This window comes from Aeromonas sp. FL131 (genome assembly GCF_049860615.1).
Taxonomy (GTDB): Bacteria; Pseudomonadota; Gammaproteobacteria; order Enterobacterales; family Aeromonadaceae; genus Aeromonas; species Aeromonas hydrophila.
This window is the reverse complement of sequence record NZ_CP187595.1, coordinates 2970409-2987752: the sequence shown is the minus strand read 5'-3', so window position 1 is coordinate 2987752 and position 17344 is coordinate 2970409. Positions and strand designations below refer to the sequence as shown.

The 17344-nt window shown below is 64.3% G+C and carries 13 protein-coding genes; 4 read left to right on the top strand and 9 right to left on the bottom strand.

The annotated features are described in order from the left end of the window. Positions 1-433 precede the first annotated feature (433 nt). Complete coding sequence (gene hchA / locus ACPW75_RS13710; RefSeq protein WP_077096077.1) at positions 434-1297, top strand: glyoxalase III HchA; 864 nt, start codon at positions 434-436, stop codon at positions 1295-1297. 239 nt (positions 1298-1536) lie between these two features. On the opposite strand, the gene ACPW75_RS13705 is transcribed toward hchA, so the two are convergent. Further along, positions 1537-2640 carry an anhydro-N-acetylmuramic acid kinase gene (locus ACPW75_RS13705; RefSeq protein ID WP_077096078.1) on the bottom strand — a complete coding sequence of 368 codons (1104 nt, stop codon included), beginning with the start codon at positions 2638-2640 and terminating at the stop codon, positions 1537-1539. A 248-nt stretch (positions 2641-2888) separates the two neighbouring features. Next, positions 2889-4199 carry a peptidoglycan DD-metalloendopeptidase family protein gene (locus ACPW75_RS13700; protein ID WP_077096079.1) on the bottom strand — a complete coding sequence of 437 codons (1311 nt, stop codon included), beginning with the start codon at positions 4197-4199 and terminating at the stop codon, positions 2889-2891. Between the two features lie 114 nt (positions 4200-4313). On the opposite strand from ACPW75_RS13700, the gene tyrS reads away from it, so the two are divergent. Then, on the top strand, positions 4314-5513 hold the full coding sequence (tyrS, locus tag ACPW75_RS13695; RefSeq protein ID WP_005303305.1) for a tyrosine--tRNA ligase: 1200 nt from the start codon (positions 4314-4316) through the stop codon (positions 5511-5513). A 78-nt stretch (positions 5514-5591) separates the two neighbouring features. Here tyrS and ygjK read toward each other — a convergent pair whose 3' ends face one another. From ygjK to ACPW75_RS13675, 4 genes are all read right to left on the bottom strand, one after another. Further along, a complete protein-coding gene (gene ygjK, locus ACPW75_RS13690; protein ID WP_252410851.1) occupies positions 5592-8072 on the bottom strand; it encodes an alpha-glucosidase in 2481 nt (826 codons plus the stop codon). A 183-nt stretch (positions 8073-8255) separates the two neighbouring features. Continuing rightward, positions 8256-9068: a helix-turn-helix transcriptional regulator gene (locus tag ACPW75_RS13685; protein ID WP_252410850.1), complete on the bottom strand. Its 813-nt coding sequence runs from the start codon at positions 9066-9068 to the stop codon at positions 8256-8258. Positions 9069-9079: 11 nt separating this feature from the next. Then, a complete protein-coding gene (locus ACPW75_RS13680; protein WP_024944127.1) occupies positions 9080-9616 on the bottom strand; it encodes a YbhB/YbcL family Raf kinase inhibitor-like protein in 537 nt (178 codons plus the stop codon). A 214-nt stretch (positions 9617-9830) separates the two neighbouring features. Continuing rightward, the gene (locus tag ACPW75_RS13675; protein WP_029304166.1) at positions 9831-11087 is read right to left on the bottom strand and encodes an adenylosuccinate synthetase; all 1257 of its coding nucleotides are present in this window, start codon (positions 11085-11087) and stop codon (positions 9831-9833) included. A gap of 187 nt (positions 11088-11274) precedes the next feature. On the opposite strand from ACPW75_RS13675, the gene ACPW75_RS13670 reads away from it, so the two are divergent. Beyond that, the gene (locus tag ACPW75_RS13670; RefSeq protein WP_011706900.1) at positions 11275-12183 is read left to right on the top strand and encodes a LysR family transcriptional regulator; all 909 of its coding nucleotides are present in this window, start codon (positions 11275-11277) and stop codon (positions 12181-12183) included. A 70-nt stretch (positions 12184-12253) separates the two neighbouring features. On the opposite strand, the gene ACPW75_RS13665 is transcribed toward ACPW75_RS13670, so the two are convergent. Both ACPW75_RS13665 and ACPW75_RS13660 read right to left on the bottom strand, forming a co-directional pair. Continuing rightward, entirely contained in the window at positions 12254-13642 is a 1389-nt protein-coding gene (locus ACPW75_RS13665) for a TAXI family TRAP transporter solute-binding subunit (protein WP_077096082.1), read from the bottom strand. A 261-nt stretch (positions 13643-13903) separates the two neighbouring features. Further along, positions 13904-15040 (bottom strand): MalY/PatB family protein, encoded by a 1137-nt coding sequence (locus tag ACPW75_RS13660; protein WP_039215611.1) that lies wholly within the window; start codon positions 15038-15040, stop codon positions 13904-13906. Between the two features lie 161 nt (positions 15041-15201). On the opposite strand from ACPW75_RS13660, the gene ACPW75_RS13655 reads away from it, so the two are divergent. Continuing rightward, positions 15202-16374 carry an MFS transporter gene (locus ACPW75_RS13655; protein ID WP_005303290.1) on the top strand — a complete coding sequence of 391 codons (1173 nt, stop codon included), beginning with the start codon at positions 15202-15204 and terminating at the stop codon, positions 16372-16374. Between the two features lie 64 nt (positions 16375-16438). Here the strand turns inward: ACPW75_RS13655 and ACPW75_RS13650 are convergent, their stop codons facing one another. Beyond that, positions 16439-17323: a LysR family transcriptional regulator gene (locus ACPW75_RS13650; protein ID WP_077096083.1), complete on the bottom strand. Its 885-nt coding sequence runs from the start codon at positions 17321-17323 to the stop codon at positions 16439-16441. Between the last annotated feature and the right edge of the window lie 21 nt (positions 17324-17344).

The following is a 17344-nucleotide window of genomic DNA, read 5'->3' as shown; positions in this document are numbered from 1 at the left end:
CTTTATTGGCGTCGATTCAGGTTACCAGCTGTAAATCCCAGGTTAATGATTCTGACCAACTTGCAGGATATTATCCCGGTTTTGCATAGCTATTTATTTTTCGGCCTGGTGAAGGGCTTTTCATAAGGCCAAAAATATGCCTGAAGTGAGCCGCAAGAGAGCCATTGAAATAACATTCAGCCCATCTGCATGGTAATAAGCTGGGGTGGCAGGAGCGGATGGAAATGAGGGGCGCTGTTCACTGCCGGATGCGGCAACCAGGCGGGCAGGACGCCACCCGGCATATGCCATATATTTTCAGCGCTGCGAACATGGCCTTAGTGCGCGGGCGTCGTGCGTCAGCGCCCTGTCAGAGGGAAGGGCGCTGCGCATTTACCCGGCCCCTGGCAGCCAATACTGTGAGAGCGAGTCAACCCATGATGGAGAGAGTCCCATGACCGAGAAGCTGATTGACGACAAGCAACCGACCCCGGATCCGGCAGAGCAGAATGCCTTTTTCCCTTCCCCCTATTCATTGAGCCAGTTCACTTCGCGCAAGTCGGATCTGGCGGGGGCCGACTATCCCGCCCCCTATCGCGGTGGCCGCTGGAAGATCCTGCTGATCGGGGCCGATGAGCGCTATCTGCCCACCGACAACGGCACCCTGTTCTCTACCGGCAACCATCCGGTGGAAACTCTGCTGCCCATGTATCACCTCGACAAGGCGGGCTTTGCCTTTGAAGTGGCCACCCTGTCGGGCAATCCGGTCAAGTTCGAGTGGTGGGCCATGCCGACGGAGGATGAGGCGGTGGTGGGGCTCTATGGCAAATACCAGGGGCAGTTCCGCCAGCCCGCCAAACTGGCGGATCTGCTGGCCCAGGTGCAGGCCCCCGACTCGGACTACCTCGGTGTGTTCATTCCCGGCGGGCACGGCGCCCTGCTGGGACTGCCCGAGAGCGCCGAGGTCAAGGCGCTGCTGGAGTGGGCGATGGCCCACGAGCGTTTCATCATCACCCTCTGCCACGGGCCGGCGGCCTTGCTGGCGGTAGCCAATCCGCACACCTTCGCCGGCTACCGGATCTGCGCCTTCCCCGATGCGCTGGATGAGCAGACGCCGGCGATCGGCTACATGCCGGGTCGGCTCACCTGGAAGTTTGGCGAGCGGCTCAAGGGGATGGGGTTTGAGATCGTCAACAGCGGCATTTCGGGGGAGGTGTGCCGGGATCGCAATCTGCTGACCGGTGACAGCCCGCTGGCCGGCAATCCGCTCGGCAAGCTGGCCGCCACTACCCTGCTGGAGGCGGTGAGCCGCCAATAGCGTCACGCCCCTCGCAAGAGGAACTGGCAGATCAGGCAGGAAATCAGGCAGGAAATCAGGCAGGAAATCAGGCAGGAAATAAAGCAGGGCCGTCGCGTGACGGCCCTGCTTTATTGGGTCTGGACCAGGTCTGGCTCAGGCGGGATAGAGGGCACCCAGCACGGTGGGGCGGCTGGCACCGGCGTATGGGAGGGCAGGTTGCCCTCCTTGTTCAGGGAGCGCCTTGGGGCAGGCCTGACTCAGGCAGGATAAAGGGCACCCAGTATCGCCGGGCGGCTGGCACCGGTGACAGCCGGCAGGTTGCCGGGTTGACGGTGAATAAAGCGCTGCGCCAGCCAGGCAAACGCCGCGCCCTCCATCCAGTCGGGGGCGATCCCCAGCTCGGCCGTGTTGGCGATGCGCCAGCCGGGCAGCAGGCTGACCAGTTCCGCCAGCAGCGGGGCGTTGTGGGCGCCGCCGCCGCAGACATACAGCTCGGGCCGGCTCTGCGCATCAGCCAGTACGGGCAGCTGGCGGGCGATGCTGTGGCAGGTGAGCGCCTGCAGGGTGCGTTGCACATCCGCCGGGGCATGGGAGTGGCCGGCCAGCTCGCCATCGAGCCAGTCGAGGGTGAACATCTCCCGCCCGGTGCTCTTGGGGTGGGGGGCGGTAAAGTAGGGGTGAGCCAGCAACTGCTCCAGCAGTGCAGGGATAAGCTGGCCGCTGGCCGCCCACTGGCCGCCGGCATCGTAGCCGGCTCCCTTGGGGTGATGACGGCGATACCAGCCGTCGAGCAGGGTGTTGGCCGGGCCGGTATCAAAGCCATAGACGCCGTCCGCCTGGCCCGGCAGCACCGAAATATTGGCGATGCCGCCGAGGTTCAGCACCACCCGCAGGGCGCCGGAGTGGGCAAAGAAGGCCTGATGGAAGGCGGGCACCAGCGGCGCCCCCTGGCCGCCGAGGGCCATGTCCATGGTGCGAAAGTCGGCCACCACATCGATGCCGGTCAGCGCCGCCAGCAGGGCCGCGTTGCCGATCTGCAGGGTAAAGCCGAGCTGGGGGCGGTGGCGGATGGTCTGGCCGTGGCTGCCGAGGGCGCGAATATCTTTGGGAGTCAGCCCCGCTTTGGCCAGCAGGGCGTGGGTGGCGGCGGCAAACTCGCGGGCGACCAGGTTGTCGGCCACCCCCATGCGGTCGATCTCGTTGTCGCCCGGGGTGCAGAGGGCGTGCAGCTCGTGCGCGGTGGGCCAAGGGTGGCTGAGAGCCGCCTCGACCCGCAGTTCATCCCCCTCGATCAGCACCAGCACGGCGTCGATACCATCCATGCTGGTACCGGACATCAAGCCTATATAGCGTTCAGTCATGGGGCTTCCTTACTTGCAGCGCGGGAAAACGTACGTGAGAGAGGGAGCGGCCTCGATCCCATGCCGTATTCTGGTACCGGACATCAAGCCTATATAGCGTTCAGTCATGGGGCTTCCTTACTTGCAGGTCGGGAAAAAGTACGTGAGAGAGGGAGCGGCCTCGATCCCATGCCGTATTCTGGTGCCGGACATCAAGCCTATATAACGCTCGCTCATGACTGCTCCTTGTGGGTCTCTGGCATGGTGGCTCAGCTGCCGCCGTTGGCCCGCTTGTTCTGGGCCAGCTGCAGCTCCGGGCTGTCCAGCTTGGCCAGCTGGGGCATGGCCTGCGCCTTGAAGTTGGCCAGCGCCCGTCCGCTGAGAGACTCCGCCTGGGGGAGGTTGAGGGTACGCGGGTTCTTGTGCACGCCGCCCACCACGAACTCATAGTGCAGATGTGGGCCGGTGACCCGGCCGGTGCCGCCGAGCAGGCCGATGGTCTGGCCCTGCTTGACTCGCTGCCCCTTGTTGACGGTGCGCTTGGAGAGGTGCAGGTACTTGGTCACGTAGTTGCCAGCGTGCTTGATGAAGACGTAGTTGCCGTTGAACTGGTTGTAGCCGGCGGCCACCACGCTGCCGCCGCCCGCCGCCATGATGGGGGTCCCCACCGGCGCCACGTAGTCGATGCCGTTGTGGGGGCGCACCTTGCCGGTGACCGGGTGCAGCCGGCGCGGATTGAAGTTGGAGCTGATGTATTTGAAGTTGACCGGCGCGCGCAGGAAGCTCTTGCGCATCGCCTTGCCATCCGGGGTGTAGTAGTTGCCGTCCTCGTTCAGCACGGCGCGATAGGTGGCACCCTGGTTGACGAACTCGGCGGCCAGGATGTCGCCGGAGGCAACCCGCTCGTCATCCTGATACTTCTCTTCGTAGACCACCCGGAAGCTGTCGCCCGGCTGCAAGTCCTGGGCGAAGTCGATGTCCCAGCCGAAGATGGCGGCGAGATCCATGATCTGATCCTCGGTCATGCCGGCGTCGACGGCGGCGCCCCAGAAGCTGGAGCGGATCTCGCCCTTGGCCACCTGTTCGCGGGTGTCGAGTTCGAGCTTGACCGGTCTGGCCACGAAGCTGTCGGCCTTGCGGCTCACCTTGAGCGCCTGCTCCAGGCTGTGGGGGTAGTAGAGGCTGTGCAGCTCGCCGTCCTTGGTGAGCTTGAAGGTGAGCTCCTGGCCTGGCTTGAGCAGGCGCAGGGTATCCGTGCCCTCGAGCTGGTCGATGAGGTGCAGATCCGTGGTGCTGAGGCCGAGGCGCTGGAAGATGACCCCCATGTTGTCGCCGCTGCGTACCTTCACCTGTTTGGTGATGTAGCTCGGCTTGGGCGGGGCGACGGGCTTGGCTTCGGCCAGCAGCGCCTCCTCGTCGACCTGCTGCTCCATGGCCAGCTCGTTGCCGTTGTCATCGACCCGGGTAGCGACCGCCTGTTCGCTGGGCCAGGCCGCCAGCATCATCACCATGATGCTCAGGATCAGCACCATTTTTCGGTGCCAGTGAGGGAGAGAGTTGAAGGCGTGCCAAATGACCATGAGAAGCAGACGAAGTTGAGCCGGGAAGAATGTCGGAGTTTACCGCCTTTCCAATTGGCCCGCCATTCCAGTAATATGTCTGGCCCTGTGGAATCGTGATTGGAGAGTCAAAAAATGTCCCAGCTCGAGGTGGCGCTAGCCGAGATCAAGCGCGGAGCGGAAGAAATTCTGGTGGAAGAAGAACTGGTCGCCAAATTGAAGGAAGGGCGCCCGCTGCGCATCAAGTTGGGGATGGACCCGACGGCTCCCGACATTCATCTGGGTCATACCGTGATCCTCAACAAGCTGAAGACCTTCCAGGATCTGGGCCATGAAGTGATCCTGCTGATCGGTGACTTCACCGCCATGGTGGGTGACCCCTCCGGCAAGAACGCCACCCGTCCGCCGCTCTCCGAAGAGGCCATCAAGCACAACGCCCTCACCTATGCCGAGCAGGCGTTCAAGATCCTCGATCCCGCCAAGACCCGCATCGAGTACAACTCGACCTGGCTGAGCGAGCTGGGCGCGACCGGCATGATCAAGCTGGCGGCCAAGCAGACCGTGGCCCGCATGATGGAGCGCGACGACTTCAAAAAGCGCTACAGCAACGGCCAGTCCATCGCCATTCACGAATTTCTCTATCCGCTGCTGCAAGGCTATGACTCGGTCGCGCTGAAGGCGGACGTCGAGCTCGGCGGTACCGATCAGAAGTTCAACCTGCTGATGGGCCGCGAGCTGCAAAAAGATGCCGGCATGGCGACCCAGTGCGTGCTGATGATGCCGCTCTTGGTGGGCCTGGACGGCGTCAAGAAAATGTCCAAGTCCGCTGCCAACTACATCGGCGTGCACGATGCCCCGGGCGAGATGTTCGGCAAGATCATGTCCATCACCGACGATCTGATGTGGAACTACTACGAACTGCTCTCCTTCCGTCCGCTGGCTGAAATCGAAGAGTTCAAGGCAGGTATCGCTGCCGGCACCCTCAACCCGCGCGACGTGAAGATCTGGCTGGCCAAAGAGATCATCGCCCGTTATCACGACGAGGCGGCGGCCGAAGCGGCCCACGAAGATTTCACCCAGCGCTTCTCCAAGAACGCCATTCCGGACGAAATGCCGGAAGTCGAGCTGGCTTTGGAAGGCGAAGGTCTGGCCATTGCCAACCTGCTCAAAGACGCCGATCTGGTGGCCACCACCTCCGAAGCGCTGCGGATGATCAAGCAGGGCGCGGTGAAGGTTGATGGCGAGAAGCTGGACGATGGCAAGGCACTCATCGGTGCTGGCACCGCCGTCTACCAGGTCGGCAAGCGCAAGTTTGCCCGGGTGACCGTCAAGTAAGTCGCCACCACCGGCGCCGCCATAAGAAAGGCCTCCCTTGCGGAGGCCTTTTTGTTTGCTCATTCCTGCAAAGAGGGATCAACCCTCGGTTTTCAGGAAGTTGCGATAGAGCATGTAGAGGTGGGCCGAGCTCCAGCTGAAGTTGCTGGCCCCCTGCATGGCGCCGGTCTCCGGGTTGTAGTTTTCGCGGATGGGGCCGCTGCCCGCCAGCCCCTCGGCGTTGGCAAACAGCTTGTTGACGAGCTGTTGGGCATCGCTGCGATAGCCGTAGTTCTCCAGCCCCTTCACCCCGAAGTAGAACTGATCCAGCCAGACCCGGCCGCGCCAGTAGATGTCGGGGTCGTAGGCCGGGTTGGTCAGTGCCGCCGTGCCGAGCGGCACCTTGGTGTTGAACTCCTGGGCATTGAGCATCACCTCGCGTACCCGCGCCGCCTTCTCCTTGTCCGCCACCTCGGCCCAGAGCGGGCTCCACCCTTCCGGGCCACGGCCGCGGGCGGTCAACAGCTTGCCGACGCAGCCGTTGGCGTCGGGCAGATCCCCCTGGGCTATCTGGCGGTCGTAATAGAAGCCGGAGGCCTCATCGAACAGGCAGCTGTTGATATAGCCGGCCAGCTGGGTTGCCCCTTCGCGATAGCGGCTCGCCTCGTCCGGCTTGCCGAGCAGTTCGGCCATGTCGGCCAGGATGCGTTTCTCCTTGGCGAGGAAGGCGTTGAGCTCCACCGACTCCTGATCGATGGAGAAGCCGATGAGGCTGCCGTCGTCCTGATGGTTTTCGAAGAAGAAGACGTTCCAGTCCTGGCGCGCCTTGGCCATGTCGCCGCCATAGGTCTTGTCGGCATAGCGCTTGAGCTGATCCGGCTCGATAAAGCCGAAGCGGGCGGCGTTGTCCATGCCGGACTCCCAGCCGGCGCCGTGCTGGGCGCCGATATCCATGTCGGCGTAGCCGCCAACGCTCAATATCTGCTGATAGAGCGCCATGCCGGCGCAGCCATACCAGCCATCTCCCTCATCGGTACAGCTCGACAGATCCAGCCCGACCGGTGCTCCCGTCGGGTATTGCACCTTGAAGGTGATGTTGCCGAACTCGTCGTTGTGCTCGACGTGGCGGGTGGCGCCATATTCGATGATGCCGTTGCGGTTGTTGTCCCGCGCCCGATACCACCAGTCGTGATAGGCCTGGATCTTCGGATACATCTCGGCGATGAAGGCCTTGTCCTGGGTGGCGCTGTAGATCTCCCAGATGGCCCAGGCGGAGAGAGGCGGCTTGGTGTCGCGCTCGTTCCAGTTGCCGCCGTCGCCACCGCGATCGGCGAGCTTGTTGTAGAAGACGGCGTCGATCACCATGCCGGCATCCTGTGGCCGGACCGGGTCATCGGCCTGGATCTGGTAGTCATACATGGCGCGCACGTTGTTCTTGGCTACCTCGGGGTTGAAGTGGGCCATGGCGTAGGCGTGCTTCCAGCTGTCCCAGGCCCAGACCCCGTCGAACCAGCGGGCGGTGTTGGAGGGGGTCACTCCGTCGTGCAGGATGGCACCGGCCGGTGAGCGCCAGTTGCCGTTGAGGGTCTCCATCGCCTTGACCGCGATGCGCCGTTCCGATTCCGGGATCCCCTGATTGGAGAGGCCGCGCGCCAGGTAATCCTCCCAGCGGCGGATGGAGTCGCCGAAATGGCTGGCGGGGTCGGCCAGCAGCGCCTGGCGGCTCTGCTCGAAGCGGTCGGCGTCAGCACGGCTGTGGACATAGCTCTGCAGGGTGTAGATATCCTGCTGGCCCTTGGCGGCCAGGGTGAGGCTGGCCTCGCTCACGTAGCCGAGCCCCTGCTCGTCGAGGGTGGTGCGACTGGGCAGGGTGCGATCGATGCGGTAGCTGGCGCTGCCGCTTTGCATGATGTTCCAGGTGCTGCGCAGTTTGCCGAACTGGAATGCCACGCCGCGCTCGGTCTGGCTGATGGTGCGGGTCCAGGCGGGGTACTGCTCGGCGACCGTCTTGTTGGCATCCCACTGGTTGAGCAGCTCCCCCTGCCAGTTGAGCTTGAGGGTGAGGGGGGTGTCAGTGTGGTTGATGAGACGGGTACGAACCAGTGCAGTGCGGGCATCGCCGTAGCGCAGCTCCAGCTCTAGGGTGAAGGGGTCAAATTCGAAGCGCTGCACCAGCGCCCCCGGGATGGCGTACAGCGCCTGCTTGTTGGCGCTGGTGAGTGGGAAGGCGCGGCCGCTCTCGTCGCTCAGGGTCAGCTTGTCCAATTCGCTGGCGAAGAACAGGCTGTACTCCTCGGCGATGACCATGGGGCCGGTAAAGCCACCCCATTCGCTGTCGCTGGCGGGCAGCAGGAAGCCGTGCCAGGCGCCGAGATCGAGCAGCGGGTTGTATTTGAGGTTGGAGTAGCTGTCAAAGTCACGGAACTGGAGCGGGGTGCCGCTGCGGTCGATCACGTTCTGATACTGGTTCGCCAGGGTGGCGCTGGGGGCGGCCGGGCTGCTGGAGTCATTGCCGTTGCAGGCTGTGAGGCCGAACAGGGCAACGCTCAGGGTGACGGATAGTAAACTTTTACGAAACATCTCTCGCTCCAATGACAGTTTTTGTAGGTTAAGGAAGGTGTTTTTTAGTGTTTATTTTAGTGAAAGCGTTTGCGAGAGCCATTATAGGGTGATTTTGACGGGATTATTGGCGCTGCGTCACAGTGCAGGAGGGGCTGGTGTGAGCCGGATCACCCGGTTACACGAGGTTACATAATTCGATATTTAGTAACTTTTTACTTGTCTGGCGGCAGTCAGCGAGAGGGAGGAGGGGCAGGTACGCAGGTATTGATAGGGGGTCAGGCCGAACTCCTGCTTGAAGCGGGCGGCAAAGCGGCTGGGGGAGTCGTAGCCACAGGCGAGGGCCGTCTCCAGCGGCGCCAGACCCTGCTGCAGCAAGGTGAGGGCGTGGCTCATGCGCACCTGAGTCAGCAGCTGGCGAAAGCTGCGTCCCTCGGCGGCCAGCTTGCGCGCCATGGAGGCACGGCTCATGGCGAAGTGCGGTGCGACCCCCTCCAGGGTGTGATCGGCGCCCGGCTCCACCCCGAGGTAGCGGGCCAGCCGCTCGCCGAGGGTCATGGTGTGGGCGGGAAACAGCAGATCGAGCCCGCCAGCGGCCTGCAGCTCGGCATAAAAACCCTGCAGCAGTTGGGCCTGGGTGGCCTCATTGAGCCGCCGATCCGCCATGGAGCAGACCAGCTCGAAACAGAAGGCCAGTGCCGGACTGACCGTCAGGCGCGGCTCTCTGAGCGGGCCGGCCTGGGCGGCGCTGAGCCATTCGACGGGGGGCGGGGTCAGCAGGGTCAGCGCGCGGGAGCGAAACTTGCCCTGCTCCGGCTGGTTGACGAAGGTGAGCTGGTGACCGGCCGGGATCAGCAGCCAGCTCGCCTGATCGAACGCCAGACGCTTCTCCTGCCACCACAACTGCTTGTGACCCTGCTCCACCCAGATGATGGTGGGGGCATAGATGAGCACCCGGTGCAGCGGCTGCTGGCGGATCCCGAGATAGTGGTGCAGTTGCAGCAGTGGCGTGCTCATCCGGCTGGCTCCTAGGGGGTGACGAAGGTGGCGGTCAGGGTGGCCTTGCCAAGGGCCATGCTGTTGAGCATGTAGCCTACCATGGCGGGCGGGGTGTCTGCCTTCACCTCCAGGGGCTGGGGCAGGGCCCAGGCGGTGAACTGGTAGCGGTGCATGCCGTGGCCGGCGGGCGGGCAGGGGCCGCCGTAACCCTGGCTGCCAAAGTCGGTCTTAAGCTCCAGCCCCTGCTTGAGCTTGCCGGAGGCGTTGCTCGGTAGCTCGCTCTGACTGGCCGGCAGGTTCACCACCAGCCAGTGCCACCAGCCGCTGCCGGTGGGGGCGTCGGGGTCATAGGCGGTGATGGCGACGCTCTTGGTGCCGGCCGGCAGATCCTGCCAGCTCAGCTGGGGCGAGCGGTTGTCGCCGCTGCAGCCAAAGCCGTTGAAGCTGAAGGCCTTGTCCATCAGCTGGCCTTCGTGGATGTCGCTGCTCTTTAGGGTCATGGCACTGGCGGGCAGGGCCGCCACGCACAGCAGGGAGAGCAGGGTGGTACGCTTGGCAATCTTCATGGTGAGGCTCCTCGGTGGATGATGGGATCAGTCTAGCGAAGAGGGGGAGAAGGTGAGTGACCAAACCGCTCAAAGTGACCTGCTTACTGCCATGACATGAGTCGTTGTGTTGATTGATGGTGAGCGCTGCGAAAGAGTGGTGGCGCGTCCGGGCATAAAAAAACCGGCATCATGGATGCCGGTTTTTTACTGTGCTGACAGCTGATTACGCGACTTAGCGCAGGATCATCTCGTCACGGCCCGGGCCGACGGAGACCATCGGCACCGGTACGCCCAGCAGCTCTTCGATGCGCAGTACGTACTGCTGAGCCGCTTTGGGCAGCTCGGCGAAGGTACGGCAGCCGGTGATGTCTTCGCTCCAGCTTTCCATCACTTCGTAAACCGGCTTCAGACCGGCAGTTTGCGGCCAGATCGGGTTCTCGGTGTGGGCACCTTCGTAGGCGACGCAGATCTTCAGATCCGGCAGACCGGTCAGGCAGTCCAGCTTGGTCAGCGCCACTTCGTTGGCAGCCTGCAGCTCGACACCGTTCTTGGTGGCAACGGCGTCGAAGTAGCCGACGTCACGGGGACGACCGGTGGTGGCGCCGAACTCGTTGGCGATCTTGCGGAACTCGTCCTGGTTCTCCATGGCGGTCAGCAGGGTGCCGGTACCGACGGAGGTGCTGAACGCCTTGGCGACAGCGATGATGCGCTCGGGACGCAGACCCGGCAGGCCGCCACCGATGCCGGCATAGGCGCCGGAAACGTGGGAGGAGGTCACCCAGGGGTATTCGCCGTAGATCAGGTCACGGCCGGCGCCCAGCTGGGCTTCGAACAGCAGGGTCTTACCTTCGGCCTGCAGCGCTTTGAGCGGCATGCTGACGTTGCAGACGGAGTCGATCCAGGGGGCGGACACTTCCAGCAGCCAGTCGGCCATCTCCTGGGCGGTCTGGTTGAATTCGAAGGTCGGGTAGAGCGCTTTGAGCTGCGGCAGTTTCCAGTCGAGGAAGAATTGAATGCGCTCGACCAGTACTTCCGGCTGTTTCAGCCAGCCCACCAGGATCGCTTTCTTCATGACGCGATCGCCATAGGCGGGAGCGATGCCCTGACGGGTGGAACCGTAGGCGCCGTCGCCCAGGCGCTGCTCTTCCAGGGTATCTTCCATGGCGTGCAGCGGCAGGCAGAGGGTGGCGCGATCAGAGATGGCCAGCTTGGGAGTGACGCCGGAGGCTTTCACTTCGTCCAGCTCGACGGTCAGTTTCTCGGGGCTGATCACCATGCCAGGGCCGAGCACGACCAGGCAATCCGGGTTGAACACACCGCTCGGAACCTGGTGCAGCTTGAAGGTGCCAAGGTCGTTGACGACGGTATGGCCGGCGTTGTTGCCGCCCTGGAAGCGAATGCTGGCGCCTGCTTGGCCTGCCAGATAATCCACGATGCGGCCTTTGCCTTCATCACCCCAGTTGGCACCTACGACTACGATAGACGACATGACTCTTTCTCCTAAGACGTTAGGCGATCATCCTAGGAGGCTCAGGAGGATTAGAAAAATTAATTATCTTTATAATTCCGATAAGAGAGTCATATAATTACGGTGAATTTATCGGCAAACCGCCCCGCTGCCATGCCGGCATCCCTGTCAGGGGCCCGTGCGGCCGTGGCGGCACAAGAGGATCCCCATGCTGGATATTCACTGGCTGCACACCTTCGTCACCCTGGCCCGGCTGCAGCACTTCGGCCAGACCGCTACCGAACTGCACATGACCCAGCCCAATGTGAGCCTGCACCTCAAGAATCTGGAGCAGGCCACCCGGGTCAAACTCATCGAGCGCAGCCCGTTTCGGCTGACCCAGGCCGGCGAGCGGCTGCTGCAAAGCGCCGAGCGCGCCATCGCCGAGCTGCAGCTCTGCCAGTCCGACCTCAACGCCCTCAACCAGCTGAGTCAGGGGACGCTGGCCATCGCCGCCAGCGACATCATCTCGCGCCTGCTGCTCATTCAGCCCTTTCAGCGCTTCAAACAGGAGTTTCCCGGCATCGATCTCACCCTGTTCAATACCACCTCGGATCAGGCGGCGGAGCTGGTCAAGGCGGGCAAGGCGGATCTGGGCTTCGTGATGGCGCAAAAGCGCAGCGAGCCGCTGTTCTACACCGAGCTGCAGCAGGTGACCTGGTGCGCGCTGGGCCACGGTCTCGCCCGCTGGCAGGCGCGGGCGAAGGCGGGGGAGAGCGATCCCCTCGACGAGCCGACCCTGATCCTGCTGGGGCATGACACCCGCACCCGGGCGCTCATTGACCCCTCTTTGCCGCTGCTCGGTCTGCCCAGCTGCCGCATCATGGAGGTGGGCAGCGTGGATGCCCAGCTCGACTGGGCCGAGGCGGGTTTCGGGGTGGCCATAGTGCCGGACTTCTCCATTCACCCGCGGCTCAAGCTGACTGCCCCGGTGACCCGGCTCACCGACTTTCCCGGCACTAGCTTAGGGTACGTGGTGCGCCAGAACCAGGTGCTGTCGCGGGCCATCAAACAACTGCTGCACTGGGTGGAGCAGGAGATCCAGCGCCCGCAGCCGTTGCCGGACGCCAGGGCTTGAGCCCACCCAATATCGAAACAAAAAGAGGCCACCCTTGGGTGGCCTCTGTCGTTGTGGCTGTTTGACGGTCTTACTTGGCTGGCACGCCGTTGCCGGTCGGTGAGGCGGCGCTTGGTGTGGCCGGTGCCGGTGCTGTCGATGCCGGTTCGGCGGGGGCCGGCGAGGCGGGTTGTTCCCCGCTCATCACGGCAGAGGGGCTTGGCGCGGCCGTGCCCGTCAGCTTGCCGCCCTGCTCCACGGCGGCCCCTTCGAGCACGCTACTTGCGCCCGGCTCGGTAGTTGTGGCTGCCGAGGGGGTTGGCAGCAGGGCGCCAGGGGTCTGCCCGGACGAGGTGGCGGGCGTACCTTCCGGGGAGGGGGCGCCCGTCTCGCCGGCAGGTTGTTTCGCATCCTCACCGGCGGGGTGTTCCACTTCGGTGGGCTGCGCCGCTGAGGTTGCCAGGGCCTCCGAGGTGGCCGGAGCCGGGTTCAGGGCTTCGGGCTGCAGGGTGGGGGCGGCATCCGCCATGCCGGCGTGGCGCGGCACTTCCGCCTCGCCCTGCATCCCCTCCAGAGTGAGGGCGGTGAGGGCCGGATGGAGGCGAGTGAACTGCTTGAGTCGCCCGCTCAACACGTCGCGCACGGTGCGCACCTCGTCCTCCGGCAGGCTGGCCAGCGCCACCAGCTCGGCGGTGACGGCGAAGGTGTTGACGCCGCTCGGCTGGCCCGGGTAGAGGTTGGCGCCGATGCGGCTGCGCTGATAGTAGGGATGCTGTTTGAGCAGCGCGTCGACCTGCTCCCCTTCGATGGGGATGAGGCGTGCCTTGCAGCGGCCGGTGAGATCGCCGATGGCCTGGTTGGGGTGGCCTGCCACCACGAAGGCGGCGTCCAGAGTGCCGTCACAGAGCCCCTCCAGCCGGTTGTTGGCCGCGGCGGGGATGACGGGGGCAAAGCTCTTGGCCTGCCAGCCCATGGCATCGAGCAGGGCCTGGCTGGTGATGTGCTCGCCGGAGCCCGGGTTGCCCAGATCGACCCGTTTTCCCTCGATGTCGGCCAGGGTGTTGATGTTGCTGTTGGCGCTGGCGAGCAGGGTCAGCGACTCCTGATGAAGCCGATAGAGGCTGCGCAGCTGGTCGTCGGGCGCCTGATCCATGAAGGGGCCGGTGCTGTGGGCGGCATGGTGCACCACATCGGACTGCACCAGCGCCAGCTGCACTTTCCCTTGATGCAGCGCCTTCAGGTTAGCAAGGGAGCCGGAGGTGCTCTGCACCGAGCAGTGCAGGCCATGGCTGGCCGTCTCTTCATTGAGCAGCCGGCAAATGGCGCCACCGGTCGGGTAGTAGACGCCGTTGAGCGGCCCAGTACCGATGGTGAGATAGGCAGGCGTGGCTGCCTGCAGGGGCAGCGCCAGGGCCGCCGCCAGCCATGGCAGGGTGCGGCGAAGCAGAGTCGGCAGAGGGTGCAAGGCTGGTTGGGGCATAGTGAACCGGATCAATGGCTGATAAAAGGGATGGGGCTGGCCCATCCCGGTTGGCATTCGCCGCGCCAGCTGCTGGTGGCGGCACTGTACCGTACTTGGCGCCATCGACATCCCGGGTTGCGGGGCCGTGGCGGCATGTCGCCAAAATATACCCTATTGCGATCGGATACGGATCTGGCTGACTTCAATATATTGCGGGGCCGGCTGCTGCCGGCCCCGCCACGGCCCATATGGCGAGGCCATGGGGGAGAAAGCGCGTGATCAGCGCGCCAGAATGGCCTTCTCCATGCGGGCCAGCGCCTCGACGAGGCGAGCTCGGGTGCAGCCGAAGTTGAGCCGCACGAACTGGCCGTCACCAAACTGGGCACCGGGGGAGAGCCCCACCCCGGCCTGTTCGAAGAAGGCGATGGGGTCGTCCAGCCCGAGTGCGCTCATGTCGATCCAGGCGAGGTAGGTGGCCTGGTGGCGCGCCAGCTTGATACCGGGCCAGCGGGCGACCGCCTGTTCGATCAGGGCCAGGTTGGCGGCCAGGTAGTCGAGCTGTTCGCTGAGCCACTGTTCGCCGCCTTCGTAGGCCGCCTCTGCCGCCACGAAGCCCAGCAGGTTGACGTCGGCACTGATGCCGCGCATCGCCTGCTGCAGCTTGAGGCGCAGACGGGCATTGGGCACCACCGCGAAGGAGCAGCAGAGCCCGGCGATATTGAAGGTCTTGCTCGGGGCCATCATCACCGCCGAGCGCTCGGCCGCCGCCGGGCTGATGGCGCCGTAGGGGATGTGGCGGGCGTCCTTGTCCAGCAGCAGGTCGCAGTGAATTTCATCGGAGCAGATCACCAGGTTGTGGCGCTCGGCGATGGCGTCGATGGCCAGCAGCTCCTCGCGGGTGAACACGGTGCCGCCCGGGTTGTGCGGGTTGCACAGCAGCAGCAGATCCGCCGCCGGCGCCTGGCGCTCCAGCTCCTCGATATCCAGCACCCAGCGACCGGCCTCTTCCACCATGGGCACGGTGAGCAGCGGCCGGTCGTTGAAGCCCGGCGCCTGCAGGAAGGGGTAGTAGACCGGCTTGGGGGTGATGATGCCGCGCCCGTGCTGGCTCCAGGCCTTGCAGGCGAGGTTGAGACCGGGCACCACCCCAGGCAGGAAGACGATCCACTCGGGCTGGATGGTCCAGCCATAGCGGCTGGCCAGCCGCGCGATGATGAGTTCGATCAGCCGGGGAGAGGGGCGCGAGTAGCCGAAGATGCCGTGGGCTACCCGTTGGGTGAGGGCCTCGATGACGGCAGGGGGGGAGACGAAGTCGGTGTCGGCAACCCACATGGGCAGCACGTCCTGTCCCTTGTACTTGTCCCATTTCAGGCTCATGGTGCCGCTGCGATCTATTTCCCGGTCAAAATCAAACATGTGAAATCCTTATGCTGGCCAGTGGGCTTTCACTGTACGGGGTCGGGGACGGGGTCGCAAGCCTTGAGGTGGCTCTTGATAATGACATAAAATAAGCGACGCCATTTCATGCACTTGCCGAATTTTGGCCAGTTTTCTTCCCTCCAATCAGTGGTAATTCTATGCGCTTGCTGACCGCCGCTCGCAACAGGACGGATCCCGTCTCTCTCTCTTTTCTGGCCGTGACCTTTATGACCGGGGTGGCGGTGGCACTGCAGGTGCCCACCTTGAGCCTGTTCCTGGCCGAGGAGGTGCAGGTGCGCCCCTTCCTGGTGGGGCTCTTCTATACCGTCAACGCGGTGATCGGCATCCTCATCAGCCAGTGGCTGGGCCATCGCTCCGACAACAAGGGGGATCGCAAGCGGCTGATCCTGCGCTGCTGCTTCGCCGGCGTGGTGCTCTCCCTGCTGTTTGCCTGGAACCGGCAGTACTGGTTGCTGGTGAGCCTGGGGGTGTTGCTGGCGAGCCTGGCGGCGACCGCCAGCCCCCAGCTGTTCGCGCTGGCACGGGAATACGCCGACAGCCGCAACAAGCGGGCCGACATGTTCAGCTCGGTGCTGCGGGCCCAGTTCTCGCTGGCCTGGGTGATTGGGCCGCCCATCGCCTTCGCGCTGGCCATCGGCTACGGCTTCGAGGTGATGTACCTCGCCTCCGCAGTGGCCTATCTGCTCTGCGCCTTCGTGGTGTGGCGCTGGCTGCCCTCGCTGCCGTTGCCGGTGATGGACAGCGAGGTGGAGCGGGTCAGCAGCTGGCGGGATCCGTCGGTGCGGGCGCTCTTCATCGCCTCCACCCTGATGTGGACCTGCAACAGCATGTACCTCATCAACATGCCGCTCTACATCACCCGCGAGCTGGGGCTGGAGGAGAAGCTGGCCGGGGTGCTGATGGGCACGGCGGCGGCCCTCGAAATCCCCTTCATGCTGCTGGCGGGCCATTACACCCAGCGCTTTGGCAAGCGCCCCATGATGCTGCTGGCGGTGCTGGCCGGAGTCGGCTTCTACGTGGGGCTGGTGACCCTGTCGAGCCAGCATGCCCTCATTGCGCTGCAACTGCTCAACGCCATCTTCATCGGCATCGTCGCCGGCATCGGCATGTCCTACTTCCAGGATCTGATGCCGGGTCGCGCCGGGGTGGCGACCACCTTGTTCGCCAACAGCATCCGCACCGGTTCCATCATGGCGGGGGCTATCGCCGGGACTGTGGCGGAGATCTGGAGCTTCCACGGGGTCTTCATGGTGGCCATGGGCCTGGCGCTGCTGGCATTGGCCGCCTGCTGGCGGGTGCCGAACGTCTGAAAGCGGAGGGGGTGAGGCGAGCGGGTCGGCCCGCCTCAATGTCTGATGGCGGCGGGGAGGCGCTCTAGCGGTCGTTGTCGTTCTGGTATTCGTTGCGCAGGCAGCGCAGCAGCAGCTCGGTGGCCGGGCCCAGGGCGTCGGCCGACGGAGTCAGCAGATAGGTATAGAGGTGGCGCTCGTTGCCGCTCGCCAGATCCAGCGGCACCAGGGCGCCGCTTGTCAGCTCTTCCTGCACCAGGTGGCGCGGCAGCCAGGCGTAGCCGAGGCCGAGCTTGAGCATGGCGATCACCTCGTGGTAGTGGGTCGCCTTCCAGCCGGTGTCGTCCGCGTCGTTCCAGTCCACCGAGCGGTGAATGGGGGGATGCAGGCTGATCTGGTTGTGGCTGGCCAGCTCCTCGGCGGCGATGGCGCCCCCCTGGGTGGCGAGCGGGTGCTCGGCCGAGCAGAGCGGCAGCAGGCACACCTCGTCCAGCGGCAGGCCGGTGCGATCGTGGGGCAGGTGCTCGGAGAGCATCAGATCCCCCACCTGCAGGGCGTTGAAGTGGCAGTGGATGCGCTCGTGCAGATTGACCCGGCAACCCCGGCTGCGGGGATAGAAGTGGGCCAGCGCCCGATAGAGTCGATCGCGCGGCTGCAACACCGACACATAGAGGTTGATCTGCGGCTCCCACTGCCGCTCCAGGTTGTTGGCCAGATTCTCCAGCTCTTCTACCTGCTGGCTGAGCTGACGGGCCCGCTTGAGGAAGATCTCACCCGCCGGCGTCAATACCGCCTTGCGCCCTCTCACCTCCAGCAGAGCCACACCCAGACTCTGCTGCAGCTTGGCTACCGCATGATTGAGAGAGGATTGGCTCTTGTTCAGTGCCTCGGCGGCCTGGGCGTAGCCGCCACAGTCCACCACGGCCTGAAAGATCCGCCATTGCTCAAACGTGCTCTTGGGACGAAACATATCTCAACCTGATAAGGGAGC

What these genes read in the sequence shown, in the direction of transcription:
- hchA (WP_077096077.1), top strand. Translation starts at nt 434, where the DNA reads ATGACCGAGAAGCTGATTGACGACAAGCAACCGACCCCGGATCCGGCA.
- ACPW75_RS13705 (WP_077096078.1), bottom strand. Translation starts at nt 2,640, where the DNA reads ATGACTGAACGCTATATAGGCTTGATGTCCGGTACCAGCATGGATGGT.
- ACPW75_RS13700 (WP_077096079.1), bottom strand. Translation starts at nt 4,199, where the DNA reads ATGGTCATTTGGCACGCCTTCAACTCTCTCCCTCACTGGCACCGAAAA.
- tyrS (WP_005303305.1), top strand. Translation starts at nt 4,314, where the DNA reads ATGTCCCAGCTCGAGGTGGCGCTAGCCGAGATCAAGCGCGGAGCGGAA.
- ygjK (WP_252410851.1), bottom strand. Translation starts at nt 8,072, where the DNA reads ATGTTTCGTAAAAGTTTACTATCCGTCACCCTGAGCGTTGCCCTGTTC.
- ACPW75_RS13685 (WP_252410850.1), bottom strand. Translation starts at nt 9,068, where the DNA reads ATGAGCACGCCACTGCTGCAACTGCACCACTATCTCGGGATCCGCCAG.
- ACPW75_RS13680 (WP_024944127.1), bottom strand. Translation starts at nt 9,616, where the DNA reads ATGAAGATTGCCAAGCGTACCACCCTGCTCTCCCTGCTGTGCGTGGCG.
- ACPW75_RS13675 (WP_029304166.1), bottom strand. Translation starts at nt 11,087, where the DNA reads ATGTCGTCTATCGTAGTCGTAGGTGCCAACTGGGGTGATGAAGGCAAA.
- ACPW75_RS13670 (WP_011706900.1), top strand. Translation starts at nt 11,275, where the DNA reads ATGCTGGATATTCACTGGCTGCACACCTTCGTCACCCTGGCCCGGCTG.
- ACPW75_RS13665 (WP_077096082.1), bottom strand. Translation starts at nt 13,642, where the DNA reads ATGCCCCAACCAGCCTTGCACCCTCTGCCGACTCTGCTTCGCCGCACC.
- ACPW75_RS13660 (WP_039215611.1), bottom strand. Translation starts at nt 15,040, where the DNA reads ATGTTTGATTTTGACCGGGAAATAGATCGCAGCGGCACCATGAGCCTG.
- ACPW75_RS13655 (WP_005303290.1), top strand. Translation starts at nt 15,202, where the DNA reads ATGCGCTTGCTGACCGCCGCTCGCAACAGGACGGATCCCGTCTCTCTC.
- ACPW75_RS13650 (WP_077096083.1), bottom strand. Translation starts at nt 17,323, where the DNA reads ATGTTTCGTCCCAAGAGCACGTTTGAGCAATGGCGGATCTTTCAGGCC.